Origin of the sequence: Micromonospora lacuserhaii, assembly GCF_036902735.1 — a bacterium.
Lineage (GTDB): Bacteria > Actinomycetota > Actinomycetes > Mycobacteriales > Micromonosporaceae > Micromonospora.
Genome location: NZ_JBAKHO010000066.1, coordinates 1 through 25,909, shown reverse-complemented (window position 1 = coordinate 25,909; position 25,909 = coordinate 1). Strand labels below are relative to the sequence as shown.

The 25,909-nt window shown below is 72.2% G+C and carries 19 protein-coding genes; 9 read left to right on the top strand and 10 right to left on the bottom strand.

The features are described 5' to 3' along the window. Positions 1–561: 561 nt before the first annotated feature. Complete coding sequence (locus V6U81_RS26225; protein WP_334493077.1) at positions 562–1,281, bottom strand: dienelactone hydrolase family protein; 720 nt, start codon at positions 1,279–1,281, stop codon at positions 562–564. A 75-nt stretch (positions 1,282–1,356) separates the two neighbouring features. Further along, positions 1,357–1,545, bottom strand: a complete 189-nt coding sequence (locus tag V6U81_RS26220; RefSeq protein WP_334493082.1) for a hypothetical protein — start codon at positions 1,543–1,545, stop codon at positions 1,357–1,359. A 19-nt stretch (positions 1,546–1,564) separates the two neighbouring features. Here V6U81_RS26220 and V6U81_RS26215 point away from each other — a divergent pair, with 19 nt between their 5' ends. After that, on the top strand, positions 1,565–2,230 hold the full coding sequence (locus tag V6U81_RS26215; protein WP_334493075.1) for a hypothetical protein: 666 nt from the start codon (positions 1,565–1,567) through the stop codon (positions 2,228–2,230). 37 nt (positions 2,231–2,267) lie between these two features. Beyond that, positions 2,268–2,657 (top strand): hypothetical protein, encoded by a 390-nt coding sequence (locus tag V6U81_RS26210; protein ID WP_334493073.1) that lies wholly within the window; start codon positions 2,268–2,270, stop codon positions 2,655–2,657. Here the strand turns inward: V6U81_RS26210 and V6U81_RS26205 are convergent. Beyond that, positions 2,641–3,198 (bottom strand): GNAT family N-acetyltransferase, encoded by a 558-nt coding sequence (locus V6U81_RS26205; RefSeq protein WP_334493070.1) that lies wholly within the window; start codon positions 3,196–3,198, stop codon positions 2,641–2,643. The genes V6U81_RS26210 and V6U81_RS26205 overlap by 17 nt on opposite strands. 143 nt (positions 3,199–3,341) lie before the next feature. Here V6U81_RS26205 and V6U81_RS26200 point away from each other — a divergent pair, with 143 nt between their 5' ends. From V6U81_RS26200 to pulA, 3 genes are all read left to right on the top strand, one after another. Further along, complete coding sequence (locus V6U81_RS26200; protein ID WP_334493069.1) at positions 3,342–4,037, top strand: hypothetical protein; 696 nt, start codon at positions 3,342–3,344, stop codon at positions 4,035–4,037. 94 nt (positions 4,038–4,131) lie between these two features. Further along, on the top strand, positions 4,132–4,725 hold the full coding sequence (locus V6U81_RS26195; protein ID WP_334493067.1) for a cellulose-binding protein: 594 nt from the start codon (positions 4,132–4,134) through the stop codon (positions 4,723–4,725). 158 nt (positions 4,726–4,883) lie between these two features. Then, positions 4,884–10,382 (top strand): pullulanase-type alpha-1,6-glucosidase, encoded by a 5,499-nt coding sequence (pulA, locus tag V6U81_RS26190; RefSeq protein WP_334493065.1) that lies wholly within the window; start codon positions 4,884–4,886, stop codon positions 10,380–10,382. 79 nt (positions 10,383–10,461) lie between these two features. On the opposite strand, the gene V6U81_RS26185 is transcribed toward pulA, so the two are convergent. The 3 genes from V6U81_RS26185 to V6U81_RS26175 form a co-directional block, all read right to left on the bottom strand. Further along, positions 10,462–12,435: a hypothetical protein gene (locus tag V6U81_RS26185; protein WP_420884090.1), complete on the bottom strand. Its 1,974-nt coding sequence runs from the start codon at positions 12,433–12,435 to the stop codon at positions 10,462–10,464. 376 nt (positions 12,436–12,811) lie between these two features. Beyond that, positions 12,812–14,824, bottom strand: a complete 2,013-nt coding sequence (locus tag V6U81_RS26180) for a hypothetical protein (protein WP_334493059.1) — start codon at positions 14,822–14,824, stop codon at positions 12,812–12,814. Positions 14,825–15,129: 305 nt separating this feature from the next. Continuing rightward, a complete protein-coding gene (locus tag V6U81_RS26175) occupies positions 15,130–16,611 on the bottom strand; it encodes an aminopeptidase P family protein (protein WP_334493057.1) in 1,482 nt (493 codons plus the stop codon). A 306-nt stretch (positions 16,612–16,917) separates the two neighbouring features. On the opposite strand from V6U81_RS26175, the gene asnB reads away from it, so the two are divergent. Next, positions 16,918–18,879: an asparagine synthase (glutamine-hydrolyzing) gene (asnB, locus tag V6U81_RS26170; RefSeq protein WP_334493055.1), complete on the top strand. Its 1,962-nt coding sequence runs from the start codon at positions 16,918–16,920 to the stop codon at positions 18,877–18,879. Positions 18,880–18,978: 99 nt separating this feature from the next. Here asnB and V6U81_RS26165 read toward each other — a convergent pair whose 3' ends face one another. Next, positions 18,979–20,106 (bottom strand): lytic polysaccharide monooxygenase, encoded by a 1,128-nt coding sequence (locus tag V6U81_RS26165; protein ID WP_334493054.1) that lies wholly within the window; start codon positions 20,104–20,106, stop codon positions 18,979–18,981. Positions 20,107–20,430: 324 nt separating this feature from the next. On the opposite strand from V6U81_RS26165, the gene V6U81_RS26160 reads away from it, so the two are divergent. Then, positions 20,431–21,363, top strand: a complete 933-nt coding sequence (locus tag V6U81_RS26160) for a carbohydrate kinase family protein (RefSeq protein ID WP_334493079.1) — start codon at positions 20,431–20,433, stop codon at positions 21,361–21,363. Between the two features lie 69 nt (positions 21,364–21,432). On the opposite strand, the gene V6U81_RS26155 is transcribed toward V6U81_RS26160, so the two are convergent. Next, positions 21,433–22,662, bottom strand: a complete 1,230-nt coding sequence (locus tag V6U81_RS26155) for a multidrug effflux MFS transporter (protein ID WP_334493052.1) — start codon at positions 22,660–22,662, stop codon at positions 21,433–21,435. A gap of 76 nt (positions 22,663–22,738) precedes the next feature. Between V6U81_RS26155 and V6U81_RS26150 the strand changes: the two genes are divergently transcribed. Beyond that, positions 22,739–23,185, top strand: coding sequence for a MarR family winged helix-turn-helix transcriptional regulator (locus V6U81_RS26150; RefSeq protein ID WP_334493050.1), 447 nt, complete (start codon positions 22,739–22,741; stop codon positions 23,183–23,185). A gap of 15 nt (positions 23,186–23,200) precedes the next feature. On the opposite strand, the gene V6U81_RS26145 is transcribed toward V6U81_RS26150, so the two are convergent. Beyond that, positions 23,201–24,031: an MBL fold metallo-hydrolase gene (locus V6U81_RS26145; protein ID WP_334493049.1), complete on the bottom strand. Its 831-nt coding sequence runs from the start codon at positions 24,029–24,031 to the stop codon at positions 23,201–23,203. Further along, positions 24,028–24,432, bottom strand: a complete 405-nt coding sequence (locus V6U81_RS26140; protein ID WP_334493047.1) for a thioesterase family protein — start codon at positions 24,430–24,432, stop codon at positions 24,028–24,030. Before V6U81_RS26140 ends, V6U81_RS26145 begins: the two co-directional genes overlap by 4 nt. A gap of 115 nt (positions 24,433–24,547) precedes the next feature. Between V6U81_RS26140 and V6U81_RS26135 the strand changes: the two genes are divergently transcribed. Beyond that, entirely contained in the window at positions 24,548–25,669 is a 1,122-nt protein-coding gene (locus tag V6U81_RS26135) for a phosphatase PAP2 family protein (RefSeq protein ID WP_334493045.1), read from the top strand. Positions 25,670–25,909: the final 240 nt, after the last annotated feature.

Here is a 25,909-nt window from a genome sequence, read left to right as displayed (position 1 = left end):
CCGAGGCGTGACGGGCATCCGCGATTCGTTCGCGTCATCAAGTTTGTAGCGGCGGGCGAGACCACCCGGCCCCGACGGTGGACGGGAACGCCCGGCCCGGACGGTGGACGGGAACGCCCGGCCCGGACGGTGGACGGGACCACCCGGCCCGACGGGGGGAGTACCCGGCCCGACGGTGGACGGGATCACCCGGCCCGACGGCGGGAGGGACCCACCTGGCCCGACGGTGGGCGGGGCCACGCCGTCGCCCCCGGCATCATCCGCACCGACCTGACCGACGGTGGGCGGGGCCACCTGGCCCGACGGTGGGCGGGACCACTCGCCCACGCCCCCACCGTCGTTCCACCGTCAGCCCGACGTCACACCAGGTTGGGCCGCCCCGCCCTGGCCACCCGTGCTGCTGTTTCGACCCGGTGGATCTGACACCAAGCAAGGAGTGTTCGGCGAGTCCCTGCCCCAGGGCAGCTGAGTAGCGGACGACAGTCTGGTCATCCGTCCGTTGGCGCGTGCCGTCCGGCTCCGGCGTTCGTCGTCCCTCCGCAGACGGGGACGCACGCGGTATCAAGCGGCGCGGAGCAGGTCGACGACCGCGTCCCGCGCGGCGAGGACGGCCGCAACGGACCCCTCGGTCCGGTCGAGGATCTCGAACGCGTGCTGCCCGTCCGGTACCTCGATCAGCCGGACCGACCTGCCGGCACCCTCGGCCGCCGCGAGGAACGCCTCGATGCCGGCCAGGACCTCGGGCCGGTCCCGCCCCGCCCGGGTCAGCACCAGCGGCACCTCCGCGCCGGAGTCGACCGCCTCGACCGGCAGGAAGCGCTTGTCGACCTCCCAGCCGGGCAGCGGGACGAGCAGCGGATAGGTCGCCGCGATCCCGCGCAGCCACGGCGGCGGGTCGCGCAGCCAGTCCGCCATGAAGAGGCCGCCGCCGGAGAAGAACCAGAGCACCACCCGGTCGGCGTCGACCCGCGGGTCGGCCCGGACCTGCTCGACCATCGCGGCGAGGGTGTCGGCCGTGGCCGGCATCTCGGAGAAGGCGTTCACCCGGTAGTTCACCAGCCCCGCGACCAGGCCCTGCTCGGCCAGGAGCGCGCCGTAGCCGCGGTAGAGCGGCACGTCGCGGAGGTCGGGCGTGCCGGGCGGGACCGGCACGCCGTGCACCACCACCACGGCGGGGAAGGGGCCTTCGCCAGCCGGCAGGTGCAGGTCGACCTCGCCGTGCCGTTCGACCGGCGCGGGCGGTGGAGAGAGGACGAAAGGCATCTCGGTGAATGGCTTCATGGCCGCATCGTAGCCAGGTAACCCCTGGCCAACTGCCCCGTCGACCCTCCACAGGGGAGTGCGCGGAGCGGGGTGTCAGGCCGGCTCGGTGGGCTTCTTGACGCCGGTCGCCTGCGCGTGCCGTTCGCGCAACCGCTCCCGGATCTCCTCCGGGGTGTACGCCCGGCGGCGTCGTTCGGCCCGGGCGATGACCACCCCGGACGCCGCCACCCCGGCCAGGCCGGCCAGCCCGAGGACCTTCCACCACCGCATCCGTTGCCGCATCGGCCTAGGGTAGACGCTCATGAGCATCAGCCTGGACGAGGCCGTGGACCTGACCCGTACCGGAGACCTCTGGGTTTTCCGCGGCCGCAGCGTGCCCGACCGGGCGATCCAGCTCACCACCAACAGCCCGGTCAACCACGTGGGCATGGCGGTGGTGCTCGACGACATGCCGCCGCTGATGTGGCACGCCGAGCTCGGCCGGTCGCTGCCGGACATGTGGACCGGCACCCACCAGCGTGGCGTGCAGCTGCACGACCTGCGCGACGCGGTCTGCGTCTGGGCGAACCGGTACGGCCAGCGCGGCTGGCTGCGTCAGCTCGACCCGCCGGCGGACGCCGACATGGAGCAGGCGGTGCTGCGCACCGTGGCCCGGCTCGACGGCACGCCCTTCCCCTCCACCGCCCAGCTCGCCTGGCGCTGGGCCCGGGGCCGGGTGCCGCGGGTGCCGCAGCTGCCGCTGCCGGGGCGCCGGGAGCGGTCCGGCGCTCCCGTGTCCGACCGGGCGCTGGAGACCGCGTACTGCGCCGAGGTGGTGGCGGTGACCTACGAGGCGATGGGGCTGCTGCCGGCGGGACGCCGTCCGAACTGGTACGACCCGGGACGGTTCTGGAGCGGTGACGACCTCGGCCTGACCGGCGCCGCCAAGCTCGGCGCCGAGATCGAGGTGTGCATTCCGTCGCGCTGAGGTTTGCCGGTGGCCGGCGGCGGCAATTGGTGACGCCGTGAGAGCCTCCACCGATCTCGACACGCTGACCGACTTCTTCGACCGGTACGGCGTGGCGCTCACCGCCGGCGACGTACCCGCCATCGCCGGCTGCTACGCGCTGCCGGGCCTGGTGGTCGCCGACACGTACAGCTTCTCGTTCAGCACGATGGCCGCCGTGGCCCTCTCCTTCCTCGGCGCCGCGCCGGACTACCAGGAGCGGGAGCTGGTCGCCGCGAACGCGCTGATCGAGGACGTGGAGCCGGTCTCCGCGCTGCTCACCATGGTCGCCGTGCAGTGGGAGTTCCTGGACAGCCAGGGGCGCGCGGTGTCCGGCGAGCGCTACCGCTACCTGCTGCGCGCCACCGACGACGGCCCGGCCATCTGCACCGTCATCCGGGCGTCGTGACCGGGGCCGTCGGCACCCAGAACCGGAGCTTGCCCTGCCGCTCGTCCTCCAGGATGCCGCCGTTGCGTTCGATCACCCGCCGCGAGGCCACATTGTCCGTGTCGCAGGTGACCAGCGCGGAGACGATGCCGAGCCGGTACGCCACCGGCAGCGCCGCGCCCAGCATGGCGGTGGCGTGTCCGCGCCGGCGGGCGCTGGCCCGCACGTCGTATCCGATGTGGCCGCCGACCTCGAGCAGGGACGGGGTGAGACGGTGTCGGATCGCGATCCGGCCCAGGTAGTCGTCGCCCTCGACCCACCACAATGTGGTGCAGGGGACGAAGCCCGCTGGGCGCGGCGTCTCCTCGTGGACCTGCGCCCGCAGGTCGGCGACGAAGCGGGCGAAGACCTCCGGCCGGTGCCAGCTGTCGGCGTACTCCCGGATCTCCGCGCCCACCATCGTGTGGTCCTGGCGGGCGCCGCGCCCCTCGGCGCGGAACTCGGCCATGGCGGCGAGGAAGCTGGCGCGCACCCGATCGGTCGGCGCCGTCAGTGTGGGCATCATCCGATCAGACCCGAACCGGCCTCGACCGGCCACCCGTTTTCCCGGCGCCCGGGGCCGACCGGCTCGTCCCGGGGTGGCGTGCTGCGCTCCGTCCACGTCGCTGGCTAGGCTGGCGCGTCCGCTCCGATGAGGGAGACCTGATGTCCGACCAACCGGCCCCGGAGGCGGGGACGCGATCCGCCCCCGCCATGCTGGCCACGGTGCCCTGGATCGTCGTGCTGCTCGGCGTCGGTCTGCTGGCCACCCTCCTTGTGTTCACGCTGGTGTCGTTCCGCGGCCGGGAACACCCGCCGGCGCCGGAACCGGCCCCACCGATGTACCTGCCGAGGATGCCGTCGGTCACGCTCTCGGCCACTGCGGGCACGGACTCCCCGCTGGCTGCGGTGGACTCCACCCCGTCGCCGACCGTCTCGGTTTCCTCCTCGGCCTCGGCCAGCGCGACGCCGTCGGCGCTGGCGACCACCCGACGCCCCAGCGCGTCGCCGAGCACCCGCGCCGCAGCGCCCACCGGTTCCGGCCGGGTCACCGCCTACTACCGGGCGACCTCCAGCGACCGGGATTCCTTCCAGGCGTCGTTGACGGTGCGCAACGGCACCGGCGGGGCCCGGGACTGGGAGGTGGAGCTCCTCTTCACCGGCAACGTCAAGTCCATCCGGGCGTCGTCCGACTCCGGCCTGTCGGTGCGGACGCAGGGCAGTGGCTGGTTCGTGCTGCGCAGCACGGATCCGCTGGGCGCGGGGCAGACCGCCGTCGTGTCGATGACGTTCGGTCGTACCGGTGGCGGCGACGAGCCGGGCCAGTGCACGGTCAACGGGGCCGCCTGCACGATCGGCTGAACCGCGCGGCCATCCGTACTGTCAGGACAGTTTCGTGATGGGTCGGGCACTTTCCGACATTGCCGTTGATCGCTACGCTCTCCGGACGGGACCGGTGAGGGAGGGGCATGTCCGGCATGCGTCGCGCGGGCAGGAGCCGTGGGTCGACGCCGGCCCGCCCGGCGCGACCATGCCGCTGCCCGGGCTGCCGCCGATGTCGCCGTCGCGCGTCGCGGCCACCCTGCCCGCCCCGGTGGTACCCGGGCTCTCGCCGCGACGCACCGACCAGCCCTCGCCCGCCGGCCTGCCGACCGCCGCCACCCCGCCGCCGGCCTCGTCCGCCAGCGGGGTGGCGCTGCCGCCGGCCCGGCCCCCGGCGCCGCCTCCGCCGGTCACCGGCCGTTACCAGGTGCTGGACGACTACGGGGACTCCTTCATCGGTGAGGTGCTGCTCTCGAACGCCGACGGCCGGCCACGGCCGTGGACGGTCCGACTGGTGCCGCCGGCCGGCAGCGGCCTGGTCACCTCCTGGTTGGAGGGTGCGCCGCAGGGGAGCGCCCGGATGGCCGACGGGGTCTTCGCGTACACCAGCGGGGTGGACCTCGCCGGGGGTGCCTCGGTGCCGCTGCGGTTCCATTTCGAGCACACCGGCGGCGAGACCAGGCCGAGCGCCTGCGCCGTCGACGGGGCGGCCTGCGCCGGTCTTTGAGTCGCGGTCGGTAGCACAGAGTAGGCCCGATTCAGCCCAGCGCCGACGGTGCGTTTCGCAAGATTGCTGCTTTGTTGCGACTTGGTTTGCAAGGTATTGCAGAATGTTTCGGCAAGAGCTAGCGTGCGGGCGAATCAGCGACCAGAGGAAGGCCGTCGATGAAACCCCCGCCGCTGTCCAGCAAAGCGCTGCTCGCCTTAGTCTCCACACTCACCCTCGCCCTCGTCGGCGTCCCGGTCGCCGTCCACCAGCTCGGCGGGGACGCCGTCGACCGGACGTCCACCGTCGATGCGCTGGCCGCGGCCGGCGCCGCCCAGTGGGGCGCCGAGCCCAGCAACGAGGCGCTGCTCAAGGCCGGTACCGGCCAGGGCCGCTCCGAACAGTTCTACTTCGTCCTGCCGGACCGGTTCGCCAACGGCGACAAGCGCAACGACTCCGGCGGGCTCACCGGAGACCGGCTCAGCACCGGCCTGGACCCGAAGGACAAGGGCTTCTACCACGGCGGCGACCTCAAGGGCGTCATCGACAAGCTCGACTACATCCAGGGCATGGGGACGACCGCCATCTGGCTCGCCCCGATCTTCAAGAACCGGCCCGTACAGGGCAGCGGCACGGACGTCTCGGCCGGCTACCACGGCTACTGGATCACCGACTTCACCCAGGTCGACCCGCACTTCGGCACCAACGCGGAGCTGAAGAGGCTGGTCAAGCTCTCCCACCAGCGGGGCATCAAGGTCTACCTCGACGTCATCGTCAACCACACCGCCGACGTCATCAAGTACGACGAGAACAAGTACGCGTACATCGACAAGAAGACCTCGCCGTACACCGACGCGCAGGGGCGGGCCTTCGAGGACCGTAACTACGCCGACGGCACCCGGGACTTCCCGACGGTGAACAAGGACGCGGGCCCGTACACCCCCGCCTTCGCCAACGCCGCCGACGCGAAGGTGAAGGTGCCGGCCTGGCTGAACGACCCGACCATGTACCACAACCGGGGTGACTCCACCTTCGCGGGCGAGAACAGCGAGTACGGCGACTTCTTCGGCCTGGACGACCTGTGGACCGAGCGTCCCGAGGTGGTCGAGGGCCTGACCAAGGCGTACGGCGACTGGATCGGCAGCACCGACGTCGACGGCTTCCGGCTGGACACCGTCAAGCACGTCAACCTCGACTTCTGGCCGCAGTTCAGCCAGGGGATCAAGCGGGCCGCCGACAAGGCGGGCAAGAAGGACTTCTTCATGTTCGGCGAGGTCTACAGCGCCGACCAGGAGATCGAGTCGACGTACGTGCGCCGCGGCGGCCTGCCCGCCACCCTCGACTTCTCCTTCCAGGAGGCGGCGCGCGGCTACGCCGCCGCGGACGGCTCGGCCAAGGCGCTCGCCGACACGTACGCCAAGGACGACCTGTACGCCGCGCGCAACACCGACGCCAACCGGCTGACCACCTTCCTCGGCAACCACGACATGGGTCGGATCGGCTCGTTCATCGCCGCCACCGGTGGGGACGACGCCGCCCAGCTCAAGCGGGACCAGCTCGCCCACCAGCTGATGTTCCTGACCCGCGGCCAGCCCGTCGTCTACTCCGGCGACGAGCAGGGCTTCACCGGCCCCGGCGGGGACAAGGACGCCCGGCAGGACATGTTCGCCACCAAGGTGGCCGACTACCTCGACGACGACCTGATCGGCACCACCCGCACCCACGCCAGCGACCAGTACGACGCCAACCACCCGCTCTACCGCACCATCGCCGAGCTGGGCAAGCTGCGCCAGGCCAACCCGGGCCTGCGCGACGGCGTACAGGTCACCCGGTACGCGGCCGACGGCGCGGGCGTCTTCGCCTTCTCCCGGATCGCCCCGGCCGACCGCACCGAGTACGTGGTGGCCGTGAACAACGCGGCCACCGCGCAGACCGTCCCGGTGGACACCTGGTCGCCGGGCACCGCCTTCGCCGGCATCTACGGTGGGGCGACCGCCACGACCGCGGGCGCCGACGGCAAGCTGAACGTCACCGTGCCGGCGATGTCGACCGTGGTCCTCAAGGCCGGCAGGGCGATCCCGCAGGCGGACGCCGCGCCGGGCATCACCCTCACCGAGCCGGGCAGCGAGCCGGTCCCCACCAAGACCGCCGTCACCGCGCAGGTGACCGGTGACCCGCTGGCCACCGTCACCTTCGCCGCCCGGGTCCCCGGCGGGAAGTGGACCCTGCTGGGCACCGCGCACAAGGCCCCGTACACCGTCTACCACGACCTGGCCGGCCTGGCCGGCGGGACGAAGGTCGAGTACAAGGCCGTCGTCCGCGACGGCAAGGGCCGTACCGCCAGCGCCCGGACCACCGGCATCGTGGGCACGCCCGCGCAGAGCGCCGCCCGGGACTGGGCGGTGGTGCACTACCAGCGCCCCGCCGGCGGGTACGACGACTGGGGGCTCTACACCTGGGGCGACATCGACCCGGCGTACGCCACCGAGTGGCCCAAAGGGCAGCCGTTCGCGGGTGAGGACTCCTACGGCCGGTTCGCCTGGGTCAAGCTGAAGCCCGGCGCCAAGTCGGTGGGCTTCCTCGTCGTCGACTCGAACGGAAACAAGGACGTCGCGAACGACCGCACCATCGACGTGACGCAGGCCGGCGAGGTCTGGGTCAAGCAGGGCGACCCGACGCTCTACCCGACCCGGCAGGCCGCCACCGGTGAGCCCGACCCGGCCGTGGACGAGAGCACGGCGGTCATCCACTGGCGCAAGGCCGACAACGACTACGCCGGCTGGGGCCTGCACCTCTGGGACGGCGCCGCCAACCCGACCGACTGGTCCAACCCGCTCAAGCCGGAGAAGATCGACGCCTACGGCGCCGTTTTCCGGGTGCCGCTGGCCGCCGGTGCGACCGGGCTGAACTACATCATCCACAACGGCGACACCAAGGATCAGCCCGACGACCAGCGGCTGGACTTCGCCAGCGCCGGGCATGAGGTCTGGCTGCTCGCGGGGGTCAAGGGTCGGCTGCTGCCGCCCAGTTCCTCCGGCCCCGCGCGGGACCTGGACATCACCAAGCAGAAGGCGCAGTGGATCGACCGGTCCACCGTCGCCTGGCAGACCGGGCCGACCGACGGCAAGCAGTACGCCCTGGTGGCCGCCCCGGCCGGTGGGCTGACCATCGCCGACGGTGAGCTGGCCGGGACGTACACCTCGCTGCCGCTGCGGGCGCAGCGCAACGGGCTCACCGAGGCCCAGCGCGCGGCCTGGCCGCACCTGTGGTCCTACCGGACCTTCACGCTGGACCGGGCCGACCTGGCCAAGGTGCCGGCGGCGTTGCGCGGGCAGCTCGTGGTCACCGAGCGGGACGCCGAGGGCGCGCTGCTCGGGGCGACCGGGGTGCAGATTCCCGGCGTGCTCGACGACGTCTACTCCCGAGCCACCGGCGTGAAGCTCGGCCCGACCTTCGCCGGCCGGGTGCCCACCCTGGCCGTCTGGGCGCCCACCGCCCGGAAGGTCTCGCTCCAGCTCTTCGACTCGCCGTCGGCGCAGCCGAGCACGGTGGCGATGAGCCGCAACGACCGCACCGGCGTCTGGTCGGTGCGCGGCACCAGGGCGTGGACCGGCCGGTACTACCGCTACCAGGTCGAGGCCTGGCAGCCGGCGGCGCAGAAGGTGGTCACCGCCTCGGTGACCGACCCGTACTCGGTGGCGCTCGCCCCCGACTCGACGCACAGCCAGATCGTCGACCTGTCCGACCCCTCGCTGGCCCCGTCCGGCTGGGCGAACCTGCGCAAGCCGCCGGCGGTGCCGGCGTCTAAGGCGCAGATCTCCGAGCTCTCCGTCCGGGACTTCTCGATGGCCGACACCGGCGTGCCGGGGGAGAAGCGGGGCACCTACCTCGCCTTCACCGACCCGAACACGGCCGGGATGAAGCACCTGAAGGCGCTCGGCGACGCCGGCGTCAACTACCTGCACCTGCTGCCGGCGTTCGACTTCGCCACCATCCCCGAGAAGCGGGCCGACCAGCGGCAGCCCGACTGCGACCTGGCGAAGCTGCCGCCGGACTCCGACCAGCAGCAGGCGTGTGTCACCGCGGTGGCGGACTCCGACGGTTACAACTGGGGGTACGACCCGCTGCACTACACCGTGCCGGAGGGCGGCTACGCCGTCGACCCGGCCGGGGCGAAGCGGACCACCGAGTTCCGGCAGATGGTCGCCGGGGTCAACCAGGCCGGCCTGCGGGTCGTGATGGACGTGGTCTACAACCACACCTCGGCCGCCGGGACCGACCCGAAGTCGGTGCTCGACCAGGTGGTGCCGGGCTACTACCACCGGCTGCTGGAGGACGGCAGCGTCGCCAACTCGACCTGCTGCGCCAACACCGCCCCCGAGCACGCCATGATGGGCAAGCTGGTGGTGGACTCGCTGGTCACCTGGGCCAAGGCGTACAAGGTGGACGGCTTCCGGTTCGACCTGATGGGTCACCACCCGAAGGCGAACATCCTGGCCGTGCGGGCCGCGCTGGACCAGCTCACCCTCGCCCGCGACGGCGTGGACGGGAAGAAGATCCTGCTCTACGGCGAGGGCTGGAACTTCGGCGAGGTCGCCAACGATGCCCGGTTCGTCCAGGCCACCCAGGCCAACATGGCCGGCACCGGGATCGGCACCTTCAACGACCGGCTTCGCGACGCGGTGCGCGGCGGCGGCCCGTTCGACGGCAACCCGCGGGTGCAGGGCTTCGCTTCCGGCCTCTACACCGACCCGAACGGTGACCCGGTGAACGGGACGGCGGCCGAGCAGAAGGCCCGACTGCTGCACTCGCAGGACCTGATCAAGGTCGGTCTGGCCGGCAACCTGCGCGGCTACCGGTTCACCGACTCGTCGGGCCGCCAGGTCACCGGCGCCCAGGTGGACTACAACGGCTCGCCGGCCGGCTACACGGCCGCGCCGGGCGAGGCGATCACCTACGTCGACGCGCACGACAACGAGATCCTGTACGACGCGCTGGCGTACAAGCTGCCGCAGGGCACCTCGGCGACCGACCGGTCCCGGATGCAGGTGCTGGCCCTGGCCACCACCGCCCTCGGCCAGGGCGCCGGGTTCGTCACCACCGGCTCCGAGCGGCTGCGCTCGAAGTCGCTGGACCGCAACTCGTTCAACTCCGGCGACTGGTTCAACCAGATCCGCTGGGACTGCGCCCAGGGCAACGGGTTCGGCGCCGGTCTCCCGCCGGCGCAGGACAACAAGGACAAGTGGCCGTACGCCAAGCCGCTGCTGGCCGATGAGAAGCTGGTCCCGGACTGCGCGGCGATCAACCTGGCCGACGCCCGGTACGCGGAGCTGCTGCGGATCCGGGAGTCCTCGCCGGTCTTCGGGCTGGCCAGCGCCGACCAGGTGCAGAAGCGCGTCGCCTTCCCGCTCTCGGGCGAGAAGGAGACCCCGGGCGTGCTGACCATGACCCTGGACGCTCGCGGCCTGGGCGGGAAGTGGAAGTCGGTGACCGTCGTCTTCAACGGCACGCCGGAGGCGGCGAAGCAGACGGTGACCGGCCTGCGGGGTGCGGACGTGGCGCTGCACCCGGTGCTGGTGAGCTCGGCCGACCCGGTGCTCCGGACGGCCTCGTTCGACCGGGCGGGCGGCACCTTCACGGTGCCGGCGCGCAGCGTGGCGGTCTTCGTCCAGAAGTGACCGTACGACGATCCGGCCCCCTGCCAGCGAGCTGGCAGGGGGCCGGACGTCTGTGCAGGTTCCGTTCGCTGACCGTCGGTCAGTTGAAGCAGTCGTCAACGGTGCCGGCGCAGTTGGTCGGGTCGTTGTTGGTCACGCTGGACTTCTCGTCGAGGGTGACCTCGCCGCCGTTGTTGAGGATGCCGCCGGCGACCCGGTGGGTCTTGGAGGTGTCGGTGGCGGTGTTCTTGGTGACGCGGGTGTCGGTCAGGGTGGCGGTGCCACCCTCGTTGTTGAAGATGCCGCCGCCGTTGAGGGCGGTGTTGCCCTTGATCAGGGTGTCGCGCAGGGTCAGGGTGGCGTTGCCGCCCTTGCCGCCCTTGCCGTCGGTGGAGTCCTCGAAGCCTTCCTTGATCTCGACGTCGGGGTCCCCGTTGAAGATGCCGCCGCCGAAGCGTCCGGCGGTGTTGTCGAGGATCTTGCTGTCGGAGACGGTGGCGGTGGCCTCGTCCTTGTCCTTGTCCTTGTCCCAGTCGCCGCCGTTCTTCTTCTTGTCCTCGCCGCCGGTGTTGTAGATGCCGCCGCCGTCGTTGCTGGCGTGGTTCTTGGCGACGATGACGTGGTCGACGTCGAGGTTGGTGTCCTTGGCGTAGATGCCGCCGCCGTTCTTGCAGGCGGTGTTGTCCTTGACGGTCGCCCGGGCGGTCATCTCTTCGTATCCGCCGTCGGAGCTGAGCAGGCCGCCGCCCTCGCCGTAGGCCTGGTCGCCCTCGCCGTAGGCCTTGTCGCCCTTGTTGTGGTCCTTGTCGTGGTCCTTGTCGCGGTCGCCGGCGATCTTGACGAAGCCGCCGGAGCTGAACAGGCCGCCGCCGTTGCGGTCGGCCTTGTTGTCCTCGATGGCGCTGTTGAGGATCTCCACGGTGCCGGCCTTGTCGCGGCCCTTCACGACGGTGCGCGGGTAGTCCTTGTCGTCGCCCTTGCCGTTGGCGATGCCGCCGCCGTTCTCGCCGGCGGTGTTGTTGGTGATCTTGGTGTCCTTGACCTTGAGGTCGCCGGCGTTGAAGATGGCGCCGCCGTTCTCGCGGGCGTGGTTGTTCTCGAGCTTGCTGTCCTCGATGTCGACGCGACCGAAGTTGGCGATGGCGCCGCCGTTGCCTTCGGCGTTGTTGCCGGTCAGCTTCACCTTCCGCAGGTGGGCGGAGCCGCCGCGTTCGACGAGCAGGGCGCCGCCGTCGGCGTCGGCGTCCTTCTTCGGCGGGGGCGCGGGAGCGGCGTCGGCGACCGGCACGGCCTGGACCGTCTTGGCGGCCATGGCCGCGTGGGCCGCGGGTGCCGACTGGGAGCCCAGAGCCGCCGGCGCCTGCGGGGCACCCGGACCCTGCGGACCACCCGGACCACCAGGGCCGCCCGGTCCACCCGGTCCACCCGGACCACCCGGACCGCCGGGGCCACCAGGGCCACCAGGGCCACCAGGACCGCCGGGGCCGCCGTACTTGAACTCGGCGGCGTTGCCGCCCTTGACGGTGAGGTCCTTCAGGGTCAGGTCACCGCCGTCGGCGACCCGGAAGATCCGGAACGCGTCCTCGGAGTCCCGCTTGATCGTGGAGTCCTCACCCTTGATGGTGATTTCCTGCTCGATCGTCGGCAGGGCCGTGCCGGACTTCTTGTCGGAACCGTCCAGCTCGTAGGTGCAGTGCGGAGCCAGCTTCAGCGTGCCACCGTGATCCCGGTTGGCCAGATCGACCGCCTCGACCAGCTCCTCCTCGTCACAGGGCACCTCCCGCACGCGCCCGTGCTCATCATCCCGGTCCTTGTCGCGGTGGTCGTCACGACCCTTGTCCTCGCCCTGCTCACCACGCTGGCCGTCGTCCTTGGTGAGCTGCTCGGCGGTGGACCACTTCACGTCGGTCAGGCGGTGGGGGCCGGTGGCCCCCGTGGTCGCGTAGGCCACACCCGCGAGGCTGACCGCACTCGTCAGACCCACGACGCTGGCCGCGAGCCAGAGCCGGCGGCGACGGATCGGCGAAGTCGTCTCACGAGTGGCGTCATCGTTATTGCGCAGGTAGTTGGACATCGGAAGCTCTCTGCCCTCTCCTTGTACAGACAAGGTCGCTTCGCCCTGGCGAGGCGGCCTTCGCTACAAATCGGTTGTAGCTGCTGAAGAACACCGTATGAGAATCTTCTTCGCTTGGAGGGTATATGCGAAAAAAGCCCGCATTAGGGCATGCGGGCGGCGCGGTGGCAGGAGTGCGGGCGGGGAGGCCGCGGCGGCACGCGCGGCGTCGTGGGGCGTAGTCCCAGGTCGAAAGCTCGCGGTGGGTGCCGCAGCGGGCGACCGTGGCGGGAGCGTGACAGGGGGTCCCGGACATCGGCGGAGGGCGCCTTGGCGGCAGGCAGCCCCTTTCCGCCGCGATCGCGGCGGAAAGGGACTCCTGCGGCTATGTGGTGTTTCAGTGGAAGCAGCCTTCGACGGTGCCGGCGCAGTTGGACGGGTCGTTGTCGGTGACGGTCGACTTGTCGTCGAGGCGGACCGTGCCGTCGTTGTTCAGGATGCCGCCGGCGATCCGGTGGTAGCCGGGGCCGGACTTGGCCTCCATGGTGTCGGTGGCGGTGTTCTTGGTGACGCGGGTCTTGGTCAGGGTGACGGTGCCCTTGTTGTTGTAGATGCCGCCGCCGTTGCCGGCGGTGTTGCCCTTGATCTCGGTGTTCCGCAGGGTGAGCGTGACGGTCCACTCCCCGGCCCGGGCCACCATCGGGACGGGCGTCGTCCCGGTCCGGGCTGGTTCGCCGTTGAAGATGCCGCCGCCGAAGCGTCCGGCGGTGTTGTCGAGGATCTTGCTGTCGGAGACGGTGGCGGTGGCCTCGTCCTTGTCCTTGTCCTTGTCCCAGTCGCCGCCGTTCTTCTTCTTGTCCTCGCCGCCGGTGTTGTAGATGCCGCCGCCGTCGTTGCTGGCGTGGTTCTTGGCGACGATGACGTGGTCGACGTCGAGGTTGGTGTCCTTGGCGTAGATGCCGCCGCCGTTCTTGCAGGCGGTGTTGTCCTTGACGGTCGCCCGGGCGGTCATCTCTTCGTATCCGCCGTCGGAGCTGAGCAGGCCGCCGCCCTCGCCGTAGGCCTGGTCGCCCTCGCCGTAGGCCTTGTCGCCCTTGTTGTGGTCCTTGTCGTGGTCCTTGTCGCGGTCGCCGGCGATCTTGACGAAGCCGCCGGAGCTGAACAGGCCGCCGCCGTTGCGGTCGGCCTTGTTGTCCTCGATGGCGCTGTTGAGGATCTCCACGGTGCCGGCCTTGTCGCGGCCCTTCACGACGGTGCGCGGGTAGTCCTTGTCGTCGCCCTTGCCGTTGGCGATGCCGCCGCCGTTCTCGCCGGCGGTGTTGTTGGTGATCTTGGTGTCCTTGACCTTGAGGTCGCCGGCGTTGAAGATGGCGCCGCCGTTCTCGCGGGCGTGGTTGTTCTCGAGCTTGCTGTCCTCGATGTCGACGCGACCGAAGTTGGCGATGGCGCCGCCGTTGCCTTCGGCGTTGTTGCCGGTCAGCTTCACCTTCCGCAGGTGGGCGGAGCCGCCGCGTTCGACGAGCAGGGCGCCGCCGTCGGCGTCGGCGTCCTTCTTCGGCGGGGGCGCGGGAGCGGCGTCGGCGACCGGCACGGCCTGGACCGTCTTGGCGGCCATGGCCGCGTGGGCCGCGGGTGCCGACTGGGAGCCCAGAGCCGCCGGCGCCTGCGGGGCACCCGGACCCTGCGGACCACCCGGACCACCAGGGCCGCCCGGTCCACCCGGTCCACCCGGACCACCCGGACCGCCGGGGCCACCAGGGCCACCAGGGCCACCAGGACCGCCGGGGCCGCCGTACTTGAACTCGGCGGCGTTGCCGCCCTTGACGGTGAGGTCCTTCAGGGTCAGGTCACCGCCGTCGGCGACCCGGAAGATCCGGAACGCGTCCTCGGAGTCCCGCTTGATCGTGGAGTCCTCACCCTTGATGGTGATTTCCTGCTCGATCGTCGGCAGGGCCGTGCCGGACTTCTTGTCGGAACCGTCCAGCTCGTAGGTGCAGTGCGGAGCCAGCTTCAGCGTGCCACCGTGATCCCGGTTGGCCAGATCGACCGCCTCGACCAGCTCCTCCTCGTCACAGGGCACCTCCCGCACGCGCCCGTGCTCATCATCCCGGTCCTTGTCGCGGTGGTCGTCGGCCCGGTCGCCGGCGCCGGCCTCCTCGCCCTTGTCGTCGCTCTTCTCGTCGGCCTTGCCCGCGTCGCTGACGTTCTGTCGGGCCGTGGCCGCCTGGCTGTCCGACACGCCCTTGGCGTCGTCGGACTTGTCGTCCCGGGCGGCGAGGCCACCCAGCGCCGCCAGGCCGACGACGCCGGTCAGCCCGACCACGCCGGTGGCGACCCAGAGCGTGCGCCGCCTGTTCGTGGGTGGGGTCGTCGGGGCCCCGCCGTCGGAAGCCGTTACGTCTTGAGACATCAGAGCCTTCCGCCCTTTCTCTCTATCAGACGGGGTCGCACCACTCGGAGCGGGGCGACCAGCTACAAATCGGTTGCAGCATCTGATCCCCACCGTATGAGAAGGATCCTCACGAGGAGGACGTATCCGAAAAAACCCCGCCTTACCCTCACATTCCGGCCGGGCGGCGCGTCGGGTGCGGAGTGTCGGGAAGGGCGCGATCGGCGCGAACAGCGGAAACGGCAGCGGGCCCCGCCGCCGGCGCCGGGACGAGAGATCGTCGCGTACGTCGGCGGCGGGGCCCGCCGCTCAGGTCGTGACCGGGCTCAGCCGGGCAGGCGCGGACCCGCCTCGCGCTGCGCGGCCAGCCAGCTCTCCACCTCGTCCGAGCGGCGCGGCAGCCCCGCCGAGAGGTTCACCGAGCCGGTCGCGGTGACCAGGATGTCGTCCTCGATCCGGACGCCGATGCCGCGCAGCTCCTCGGGGACCAGCTCGTCCTCCGGCTGGAAGTACAGGCCCGGCTCGACGGTGAGCACATAGCCCTCGCCGAGCGGGCCGTCCCGGTAGGTCTCCTTGCGGGCGTTGGCGCAGTCGTGCACGTCGATGCCGAGCATGTGGCTGGTGCCGTGCAGCGTCCAGCGGCGGTAGACCGTGGAGGCCGGGTCCATCGCCTCGTCCACGCTCACCGGCAGCAGGCCGAGATCCTTCAGCGCCTCGGCGAGCACCCGCATCGAGGTCAGGTGCACGTCCCGGAACGCCACGCCCGGCTTGATCGCGTCGATGCCGGCCTGCTGTGCGGCGTACACCGCGTCGTAGACCTGGCGCTGCAGCGGGGTGAACCGGCCGTCGACCGGCAGCACCCGGGTGACGTCGGCGGTGTACAGGTTGCGGTTCTCCACACCCATGTCCATCAGCAGCAGCTCACCCGGGCGGGTGGCGCCGTGGTTGTGCACCCAGTGCAGGATCGTGGCGTGCTCGCCACCGCCGACGATCGAGTTGTAGCCGACGTCGTTGCCGTCGTGCCGGGCGCGCAGCGCGAAGATCCCCTCCAGCAGCCGCTCCGAGACACCCCGGTCGGCCGGCAACGCCCGGGCCACGTCCTCGAAGCCGCGGACGGTCGCGTCCACCGCGTCCTGGAGCTGGGAGATCTCCCACTCGTCCTTGACCAGCTTCAACTCGGAGATCGTGATGGCCAGCTCCCGGTCGCGGGCCGGCTGGCCCTCGGCGCGGGGGCCGTCCCAGGGGCGCACGGCCGCGTCCACCCGGGGGTCGAAACCGCGCAGCACCCGGGTACGCCCCGGCGCCAGCCCGGCGAGCGCGGCGTCCAGCGCGGTCAGGTCCTCGGTGGGCAGGCCCAGCTCGGTCGACTTCTCGCTCAGGGTGTGCCGCCGCCCCACCCACAGCTCGCCGTGCCGGCTGCGGAAGAACTCGTCGGTCGCCCGCGACGACCGGGGCCGCATGAACAGCGTGGCGTCGTGGCCCGAGCCGTTCGGCCGCATCACCAGCACGCTGTCCGGGTCGTGGTCGCCGGTCAGGTACGCGAAGTCGCTGCCCGGCCGGAACGGGTGGTCGGTGTCGTTGGCGCGTACCTTCTCGGTGCCGGTGGGGATGACCAGCGTCTCGCCCGGGAAGGCCGCGGAGAGCGCGGCCCGGCGCTTGGCGTGGTTGGGCACCTCCGGCCGGGGGCCTACCGGCAGGGTGGTGTCCCGCCACCCCTCGCGCATGAAGGCCAGGAACGCCTCCGGGAAATCCGGGTCGTGCGACTCGGTGCCGTCCGCCGGCTTGCCGCCCGTCTTCTCCTCGGCCATGGTTCGCTCCCTCCGCGTCGTTGCTGATCCGACCGTACCGTCTCGGCTCGGCGGCCCGGGACCCGTGGTGGCCCGGTCGCATGGAGGCTTGTGGATTCGTAGGTGATCGACTACACAGAGGGACGGGGCGGTCGCCGCCGGCCGGCCGCCCCGCCGCCCGACGGTGTCGCCGCTGGTCCGTGCGCTGTGTCGTCCGTCGTGCGGGAGAGTGCCTGCGGTGCCGCGACGGCCGTCACGCGCGCGTGGACAGAGGCAGAGCCAGCGGTGCCGCAACCGCCGTCAGGCGCGCGTGGAAAGATGACCACCATGTGCGGACTCCTGGCCTTCTTCAGTGCGCGCGGCGACGCCGCCGCTCACCGCGACAACATCGCCGGGGCGTTGGAATGCCTGCACCACCGCGGCCCGGACGAGACCGGTGTCGAGGTGGTCGGCGACGCCTCCGGCCGGTACGCGGACGGGGTGTTCGCGCACAAGCGGCTGGCGATCATCGACGTGGCCTCCAGCCACGAGCCGCTGCCCTACGCCAACGGGCGCTACCTGCTCACCTTCAACGGTGAGATCTACAACTACATCGAGCTCCGCGACGAACTGGCCCGCAACTTCGGCGCCCAGTTCGCCACCGCGGGCGACGGTGAGGTGATCGTCGCCGGGTACCACTACTGGGGCGAGCAGGTGCTCAGCCGGCTGCGCGGCATGTTCGCCTTCGTCATCTGGGACCGGCAGGAGCGCCGCGCGTTCGGCGCCCGGGACTACTTCGGCATCAAGCCGCTGCACTACCTGGAGACCGCCGACGGGCTCTACCTCGCCTCGGAGAAGAAGGCGCTGCTGCCCTTCGCCCAGTCGAACTACGAGGGTGACGCCGGCATCGACACGGCCAGCCTGAGCCACTACCTGACCCTGCAGTACGTCCCGGAGCCGGGCACCCTGCACAAGGGCGTCAGCCGGATCGGCTCCGGCGAGTACCTGACCTGGACCCCGGGCGGCCGGATCGACGTGCGGCGCTGGTACCGGCCGGTGTTCCGCCCCGCCCCGGTCTCCGACGAGCAGCGGCTCTACCACGACATCCGGGAGACGCTGCGGGAGAGCGTCCGGATGCACATGCGCTCGGACGTGCCGGTCGGCTCGTTCCTGTCCAGCGGCATCGACTCCACCGCCGTGGTGGCCCTGGCCCGGGAGTTCAACCCGAACATCCTCACCTTCACCGTCGGGTACGACGTGCCCGGCTACTCCGAGATCGACGTGGCCCAGGACTCGGCCCGGCACCTCGACGTGACCACGATCCCGACCAAGATCGGGCCGCAGGACATGATCGACGCGCTGCCGAAGATCGTCTGGCACCTGGACGACCCGGTGGCCGACCCGGCGCTGGTCCCGCTCTACTTCGTCGCCAAGAAGGCGGCCGAGCACGTCACCGTGGTCCTCTCCGGCGAGGGCGCCGACGAGTTCTTCGGTGGTTACACGATCTACCGGGAGCCGCTCTCGCTGGGCACCGTCAACGGTCTGCCGGGCGGGGTGCAGAAGGGGCTGCGCGCGGTCTCCAAGGCGATCCCGCAGGGCGTCAAGGGCAAGAGCTTCCTGGAGCGCGGCACCACCCCGATCGAGCAGCGCTACTACGGCAACGCCCGGATGTTCACCGAGGAGGAGAAGCAGCACCTGCTGCGCCGCTACGACCCCTCGGTGCGCTACACGGACGTGACCGCGCCGATCTACGCCGAGTGCACCGAGCTCGACGACGTCACCAAGATGCAGTACGTCGACCTCTACACGTGGCTGCGCGGCGACATCCTGGTCAAGGCGGACCGGATCTCGATGGCGCACTCGCTGGAGGTCCGGGTGCCCTTCCTCGACCGGGAGGTCTTCGACGTGGCGGCCACCATCCCGGTGGACCTCAAGCTCCCGCCCCGCTCGGACGCCACCAAGTACGCCATGCGCCAGGCGCTGCAGGGCGTCGTCCCGCCGGCCATCGTCAACCGGAAGAAGCTCGGCTTCCCGACCCCGACCCGGGTCTGGCTGCGCGGCGAGATGTACGAGTGGGCCCGGCACGTGCTCTCCACCTCCGGCGCCGGTGACCTGATCGACCTGTCGTACGCGATGCGGCTGCTGGAGGAGCACAAGCGGGAGGAGGCCGACCACTCCCGCAAGGTGTGGACGGTGCTGATCTTCTGCATCTGGCACGCCATCTTCGTGGCCAAGACCCTCGACCCGGGCATCCAGCGCAACCAGTCCGCCCTGCTCACCAAGCCGGTGGTCGGTTCCATGGTCCGCTGACCCCCGGCCCGCTCACGGGCTTCGTGTTTCACGGAAAAGAGTGGCCTCCGCACGTCGGGAGGCCACTCTTTTCCGTGCCGGTGTGCGCTCAGCCGGCCGTCAGCGGCCGGAGCAGGTGACGGTGGGGAGGGTGTTGGCGCCGGTGAAGGACGCGGTGAAGCCGAAGGTGGTGGTGCCCTCCGGTGCCACGGTGCCGTTCCAGGCGGCGTTGGTCACGGTCACCGTCGAGCCGGTGGTGCTGACCGTGCCGTTCCACAGCTGCCCGATCGACTGACCGCTCGGCCAGGCCCAGCTCGCCACCCAACCGCCGTACGTCCGGGCGCTGTGGTTCATGATCATCACCTCGCCCTGGAAGCCGCCGGGCCAGGCGCTGACCACCTTGTAGACCGCCATGCAGTCACCGCCCGGCGGCGTGGTGGGGCTCGGCGGCGGGGTCGTCGGGCTGGGCGGCGGCGTGGTCGGGCTCGGTGGGGGCGTGGTCGGGGACGGCGGCGGGGTGGTCGGCGTGGGGCTGCCGTTCGGGCCGACCCCGGTGACCTCGCCGTTGCCCCCGTCGAAGGTGACGTCCGAGCAGCCGAAGAAGTTCTCCTGGCTGTCCGAGCGGACCCAGCGGGAGTAGACCAGGTGCCGACCGGACTTGCCGGACGGCAGCGTGCCGCTGAAGTAGTAGTTGCCGCCGTCGGTGCCGGGTGAACCGCTCTGCGGCGGGTTGGTGACCGTGAGGAACGGCTGTTCCTCCAGATCGCTCCAGGCCAGCGGCCGGGTCGGGCTCCAGCTGTCCTTCGTCACATAGAAGTAGAAGGTGCCCGGGTGGGCCGCCCAGTTGCTGTACCGGAAGTCCAGCCGCGCCCCGGCGGTCAGGTGGGTCACCGGCCAGTCGGTCCGGGCCAGGTCGTAGCCGGCGTAGCCCGGATTGCCGCCGCTGCACAGCTTGCCGTCCGGGATGAAGCCGACGGTGCGCCCGCCGGCGTCGGAACGCAGCACACCGAACCAGTTGTAGAGCGAGTTGGCGCCGCTTTGCGCGACGGCCGCCGCGCAGGCCGGGTTGTTCGGCTTGATCTCACCGGTGGGGCTGAGACCGTCCTTCCAGCACAGGTAGGTGCGGCTGCCCGGGGTCATCGCCGCGCCGTGGGCGACCGCCGGGTCGTCGGCGGTGGCCAGCGCGACGGCGCCGAGGGCGAGGGTGGCGGCCGCGGTGAGCAGCGCGGCCGTACGGGAACGGAACACGGGGTTCTCCTGATCCGCGGGGGCGGCCCGACGGCCGGCCCCCGCTCGACGAGCGGATGCGGGATCGCGGTCACGCCCCGGTTGGGCCGGGAAGAGCGCGCGCCGCCTGCGGTCCGTCTCGCGGACCGGTGCCCTCGCGTCGGCTCCGACTCGTCGCCCGGCGGTGCGGCAGCCCCCGCAGCCGTCCGGCAGCGCCATCCCACCACGCGCCGGCCCGGGTTGCAATAGTCAAACTTCGATATGTGGCGACGGCGGCTTCGGTGCCCGTGCCGGCCGTCGGTGTGCCAGCCTGTTACGACAGCATCGGTGGACGTGGGAGGCGACGTGGGATACGCGGTGGTGCTCGGTGAGGCGTTGGTCGACCTGCTCGACGCCGAGTGCGAGGGGCGGCCCGTGTTCCGGCAGGAGATCGGCGGTGGCCCGCTCAACGTGGCCGTCGGGGTGTCCCGGCTCGGCGGCGCGGCGCAGTTCGTCGGCTCGCTCGGCGACGACGTGCTGGCGGGCCGGATCCGCGCCTTCCTCGACGAGGCCGGCGTCGGGCTGGACGGTGCGGTGACCGTGTCCGTGCCCACCACGCTGGCGGTGACCACCCATGCCGGGGCCGAGCCGGACTTCCGCTTCTACGGCGACCCGCCCTCCTACGGGCTGCTCGCCGCCGACGACCTGGACGTCGCGCTGGTCGAGGGCGCCGACGTGCTCTACTGCGGCTCGATCGTGCTGCTCCGCCCGCCGGTGCTGGCCGCCGCCCGCCGGGCCTGGTCACTCACCCCCGGGCTGCGGGTCTTCGACCCGAACGTGCGTCCCCGGCTGCTCGACGGGCCCGCCGCGCTGTCCGGCCTGCGGGAGGTGGTCGTCGAGTTCGCCGCCGGGGCGCACCTGGTCAAGCTCAGCGCGGCCGACGCCGAGCTGCTCTGGCCGGGCGAACCGGTCGAGGGCGTCGCCGCGTACCTGCGGGAGCTGGGGGCCGGGACCGTCGTGGTCACCCTCGGCGCGGACGGCGCGGTGGTCGCCGCCGGCCCCGATCCGGTACGCGTGCCCGCGCCGAAGGTCCGCGCGGTGGACGCCACCGGGGCCGGCGACTCGGTGATGGCGGCGCTCATCGCCGACCTGCTGGTCGATGGGGAGCCGACCGAGCCGACCGGCTGGCACGAGCGGGTGGCCTTCGCCCTGCGGGTCGCCGGCCTGGTCTGCGAGTCGCCGGGCGGGGCGGTCTCCATGCCCACCCGGGCCGAGGTGCTGCGCCGCTTCGTCGACTGACGTCGGCGGCGCGACCCCGACCCCGGCCTGACGGCGTCTCCCGGTCCTGCCGGCGGCGGGTCGGTGCGGTCAGCGGCCGGGGCGGGCCAGGGTGAGCACCGCGGCGAGGGAGAGCGCGGCGGCGCCGGCGATCACCGCGGCCATCGGCAGGGCGCTGCCCTCGCCGCCCAGCCCCACCACCGGCGCGGCGAGCGCCCCGACGACGGACTGGATGCCGCCCATCAGCGCGGCGGCGGTGCCGGCGTGGCCCGCGTGCTTGTCCAGGGCCAGCGCGGTGCTGTTCGGCATCACCATGCCGAGCGAGCCGACGAAGACGAAGAGAGTGACGGCCACCAGGGCGAGGCTGCCGGCGGTCGCGCCGGCCAGCACCCCGGCGGCGGCGACCGCGCTGACCAGCAGGGTGGCCACCAGCAGGCGCCGGGGGCTGAACCGGTCGAGCAGCCGGGCGTTGGCCTGACCCATGACCACCAGGGCCAGCGCGTTGAGGCCGAAGAGCAGGCTGAACGTGGTCACGGAGACGCCGAAGACGTCCTGGAGCACGAAGGACGACCCCGAGATGTACGCGAACAGCCCGGCGAAGGCGAAGCCCTGGGTCAGCGCGTACCCGAGGTAGGTCCGGTCGGCGAAGAGCGACCGCATGGTCCGGGCGGTGCCGGCCAGGCCACCGGTGCTGCGCCGCTCGACGGGGAGCGTCTCCGGCAGCCAGCGGGCCACCGCGGCGGCCAGCAGCAGCCCGATCACCGCGAGCGTGATGAAGACGGCCCGCCAGGAGCCGAGCTGGAGCACCAGGCTGCCGACGCTGGGCGCGGCCACCGGCGCGACGCCGAAGACCAGGGTGAGCCGGGAGAAGTATCGCGCCGCGGCCCGGCCGGCGTAGCGGTCGCGGACCACGGCGCGGGCCACCACCACGCCCATCCCGCCGGCGAAGCCCTGCGCGAAGCGGGCGGCGGCCAGCGTCGGGGCGGTCGGCGCCAGCGCGCAGACCAGGGCCAGCAGCGCGTACGCGACCACGCCGACGAGTACCGGTCGACGCCGCCCCCAGCGGTCGCTGAGCGGGCCGGTGACCAACTGGCCCAGGGCCAGCCCGATCAGGCAGGTGGTGAGCGAGAGCTGGATCTGCGCCTGGGTGGCGCCGAGGTCGCGGGTCATCGCCGGGAACGCCGGCAGGTACATGTCCAGCGAGAGCGGGCCGATGGCGGTGAGGGTGCCGAGCAGGACCAGCAGGGTGACGCCGCCACCGGTGGTGGGGGCGGCCGGCTCGGCCGCCGCCGGTGCGGGCGGCGGCGCGGTGCGTGTCATGGGTCCCCTGTCGGTCGGCTGCCCGCTAACCTTAGCTCTGTATCCAGAACTGTTGCGATGTGAAGTAGGTGACCGGGTGCCGGCCGAGGACGATGTCGCGCGGCTCGGCGCGCTGGTGGGGGAGCTGCACCGGCTGCTGCGCCGGTCGGCCAGCCGGCGCGCGGACCGGACCCCGCTGCCCGAGGCGCAGGTCGAGCTGCTGCTGCTGGTTCGGGCCCGGCCCGGGATCAGCGGCCGGGACGCCGCCCGCCGGCTCTGCACCGCGCCGAACACGATCAGCACCCTGGTCCGCGACCTGACCGACGCCGGGCTGCTGGCCCGGGAGCGCGACCCCGAGGACCGGCGGGTGGTCCGCCTGCACCTCACCGACGCGGCCCGGGACCGGATGGCCGACCACGAACGCCACCGCACCGCGCTGCTGGCCGCCGCCCTCGCCGACCTTCCGGCGGCGGACCGGGCCGCGGTCCTCGCCGCCGTCCCCGCCCTCGGTCATCTCCTCGACGCCCTGCCCGCCACGAGCTGACCCGGCGGCAGCGGATCAGCCGGTGCGGGCGAGCTCGGCGTAGCCCCGCCGGGCGGCGACCAGGCCCGGTCCGGCGCCGAACGGCGACCGGGCGGCGACCTCCTCCGGCGGGACGCCCGCCGGGTACGCCGCGCGGATCAGCTCCACCTGCGTGACCAGTTGGGCCCGCTGGGCCCGGACGAACCCGGCGTCCACCAGGTCCCCGTGCCCGGGTACGACCACCGTCGCGGGCGTGGTCAGCCGCAGCAGCTCGGCCAGCGCGTCCGGCCAGCGCAGCGGGTACGCGTCCGCGAAGGCCGGCGGTGCGCCCTGCTCCACCAGGTCACCGGCGATCAGCACGTCGGCGTCCGGCACGTGCACCACGAGGTCGGCGTCGGTGTGCCCGGGGCCGGGATGGCGCAGCACCACCTCGCGCCCCCCGACGTCCAGGACGGTCTTTCCGCGTACCGGATGGGTCGGCGCCAGCAGGAGCGTGCGGGCCAGCTCGGCGGCCAGCTCCGGCCGCTCCTCCCGCATCTCCTCGTACGCCGCCCGGCGCACCGCGTCCGGTCGCTCGCGCAGCGCGGCGGCGACCCGCTCGTGCGCGTAGACCGGGCGCGGCGGGTCCGCGGCGAGGGTGGCGTTGCCGAAGCAGTGGTCGAAGTGGTGGTGGGTGTTCACCACCGTCCACGGGTACGGGGTGACCGCCCGGGCCGCCGCGGCCAGCTCGGCCGCCTGCCCGGCGGTGGAGAGGGTGTCCACCAGCAGCGCCGCGCCGTCGCCGACCACCAGCGTGACGTTGACGTCGAGCAGTGGCTCGCGCAGCACGTGGACGCCCTCGGCGACCGGGGTGAACGCCAGGCTCACGGGACGCGCGTCGCGCGGTCCACGAAGCGCTGCCGGTCGACCAGCGCCCGTTCCACCCGGCCCCGCGCCACCGGCTCGCCGCCCTCGGTGACCGTCACCTCGAAGACCAGCCGCCGCCGGTCGACCTCGGTCAGCCGGGCCTGCGCCACCACCGTGCGACCCACCGCGGTCGCCGCCAGGTGGTCCAGCTCGACGCGGGTGCCCACCGTGGTCGACCCCGCCGGCATCCGATCGGCGAGCGCCGCGACGGTGGCGGCCTCGGCCAGGGCGAGCACCCGGGGGGTGCCCAGCACCGGCACGTCGCCGGAACCGATCGCCCGGGCGGTGTCGGCCGTCGTGACGGTCAGCTCGACCCGGGCGGTCAACCCGGGCGGGAAGGGGTGCTCCGGCCGCTCCTGCATGTCCCCACCCTAGGGCCCGACCGGGCACCGGCGGCCCACCCCCGCCGGTGCCCCGGGACACCGGCGAGGTGGTGCGCGTCGACCCCCGGGTTGCCCACCGTTAACCTTGACCGCGATGGCCGTCGTCACTGACCCCCAACCCCCCGCCCCGACCGGACCGACCACCGCCCCGGGCGGTGGCCGCCGACGCGTGATCGCGATGACCGTCTGGGGCGTCGCCTTCGTCGCCGCCTGGCTCGGCATCGGGCTGCCCACCGACCCGGCGTACGCGTTCCTGTGGATCTGGGCCGGCACCGTCGCGTGGCACTCGCACCGGCCCTGGCGCAGTCACCTGCGCTTCGCCCGGGACTGGATCCCGGTGGTGCTGCTGCTCGCCACGTACAACCTCTCCCGGGGCTTCGCCGACAACGGGTCGACGCCGCACGCCATGGAGTTGATCGTCGCCGACCGGGTGATGTTCGGCTGGGCCACCGGCGGCGAGGTGCCGACGGTCTGGCTCCAGGAGCACCTCTACCGGCCCGAGGTGCACTGGTGGGACGTGGTGGCCAGTTGGGTCTACTTCTCCCACTTCGTGGTCACGCTGGCCGCCGCCGCCGTGCTCTGGCTGCGCGACCGCGGCCGGTGGGGGGCGTACATGCGGCGCTGGGGCTTCCTCTGCGCCGCCGGCCTGGTCACCTACTTCCTCTACCCGGCCGCACCGCCCTGGTGGGCGGCGCAGAACGGGCTGCTCACCGAGGTCGCCCGGATCTCCACCCGGGGCTGGAAGGCGTTCGGTATGCACGGCGCCGGAAACCTGCTCAACGCCGGCCAGATCGCCTCGAATCCGGTCGCGGCGATGCCCTCGCTGCACACCGCGTGGGCCCTGTTCGTGGTGCTGTTCTTCCTGCGCGCCACCCGCAAGCGGTGGTGGCCGTTGCTGCTGGCGTATCCGCTGGCGATGACCTTCACGCTGGTCTACAGCGGCGAGCACTACGTCATCGACGTGCTGGTCGGCTGGGCGTACGTGGGAATGACCTTCCTGGTGGTCGGGCTGGCCGAACGGGGCTGGGCGACCTACCGGGCGCGCCGTCGGCCGGTCGCCGCGCCGTCGGCCGGTGCCGATGCTGCGGCCACCCCCGTCGGAAGCGGTCGGGGGGCTCCGGAGGTCGGGACCGGTCCGGACGTGGCCACCCCGGACGGGGCGACCCCCGACGGGACCACCCCGGACGGGCGGCCGGCCTCGCCGGTCGCCCGCTGACCCACCAGGGGCGTCCGGTCAGATCGGGAGGTCTCGGGCTGTATTTCCGGCCCGCCGTGCTCGCTCGCCGTACCCCGCCTGCTGTGCCCGGCCCGCTCTTCGCTCGGCGTGTCGGCCGGCGGAGTGGACTTTCGGATGAGCGATATGACGCAGAGGCATAAATATGGGTCTTGTGATGGATGTGTGGGTCGGGTGGTCATCGGCGGGGTAGTTCGGGTCGGTGGCCGCCGAGGCTGAGCA

Bases quoted from the DNA above. Each gene is read 5' to 3' on its own strand.
- V6U81_RS26225 (WP_334493077.1), bottom strand. From the start codon at position 1,281: ATGAAGCCATTCACCGAGATGCCTTTCGTCCTCTCTCCACCGCCCGCG.
- V6U81_RS26220 (WP_334493082.1), bottom strand. From the start codon at position 1,545: ATGCGGCAACGGATGCGGTGGTGGAAGGTCCTCGGGCTGGCCGGCCTG.
- V6U81_RS26215 (WP_334493075.1), top strand. From the start codon at position 1,565: ATGAGCATCAGCCTGGACGAGGCCGTGGACCTGACCCGTACCGGAGAC.
- V6U81_RS26205 (WP_334493070.1), bottom strand. From the start codon at position 3,198: ATGCCCACACTGACGGCGCCGACCGATCGGGTGCGCGCCAGCTTCCTC.
- V6U81_RS26200 (WP_334493069.1), top strand. From the start codon at position 3,342: ATGTCCGACCAACCGGCCCCGGAGGCGGGGACGCGATCCGCCCCCGCC.
- pulA (WP_334493065.1), top strand. From the start codon at position 4,884: ATGAAACCCCCGCCGCTGTCCAGCAAAGCGCTGCTCGCCTTAGTCTCC.
- V6U81_RS26185 (WP_420884090.1), bottom strand. From the start codon at position 12,435: ATGTCCAACTACCTGCGCAATAACGATGACGCCACTCGTGAGACGACT.
- V6U81_RS26180 (WP_334493059.1), bottom strand. From the start codon at position 14,824: ATGTCTCAAGACGTAACGGCTTCCGACGGCGGGGCCCCGACGACCCCA.
- V6U81_RS26175 (WP_334493057.1), bottom strand. From the start codon at position 16,611: ATGGCCGAGGAGAAGACGGGCGGCAAGCCGGCGGACGGCACCGAGTCG.
- asnB (WP_334493055.1), top strand. From the start codon at position 16,918: ATGTGCGGACTCCTGGCCTTCTTCAGTGCGCGCGGCGACGCCGCCGCT.
- V6U81_RS26155 (WP_334493052.1), bottom strand. From the start codon at position 22,662: ATGACACGCACCGCGCCGCCGCCCGCACCGGCGGCGGCCGAGCCGGCC.
- V6U81_RS26140 (WP_334493047.1), bottom strand. From the start codon at position 24,432: ATGCAGGAGCGGCCGGAGCACCCCTTCCCGCCCGGGTTGACCGCCCGG.
- V6U81_RS26135 (WP_334493045.1), top strand. From the start codon at position 24,548: ATGGCCGTCGTCACTGACCCCCAACCCCCCGCCCCGACCGGACCGACC.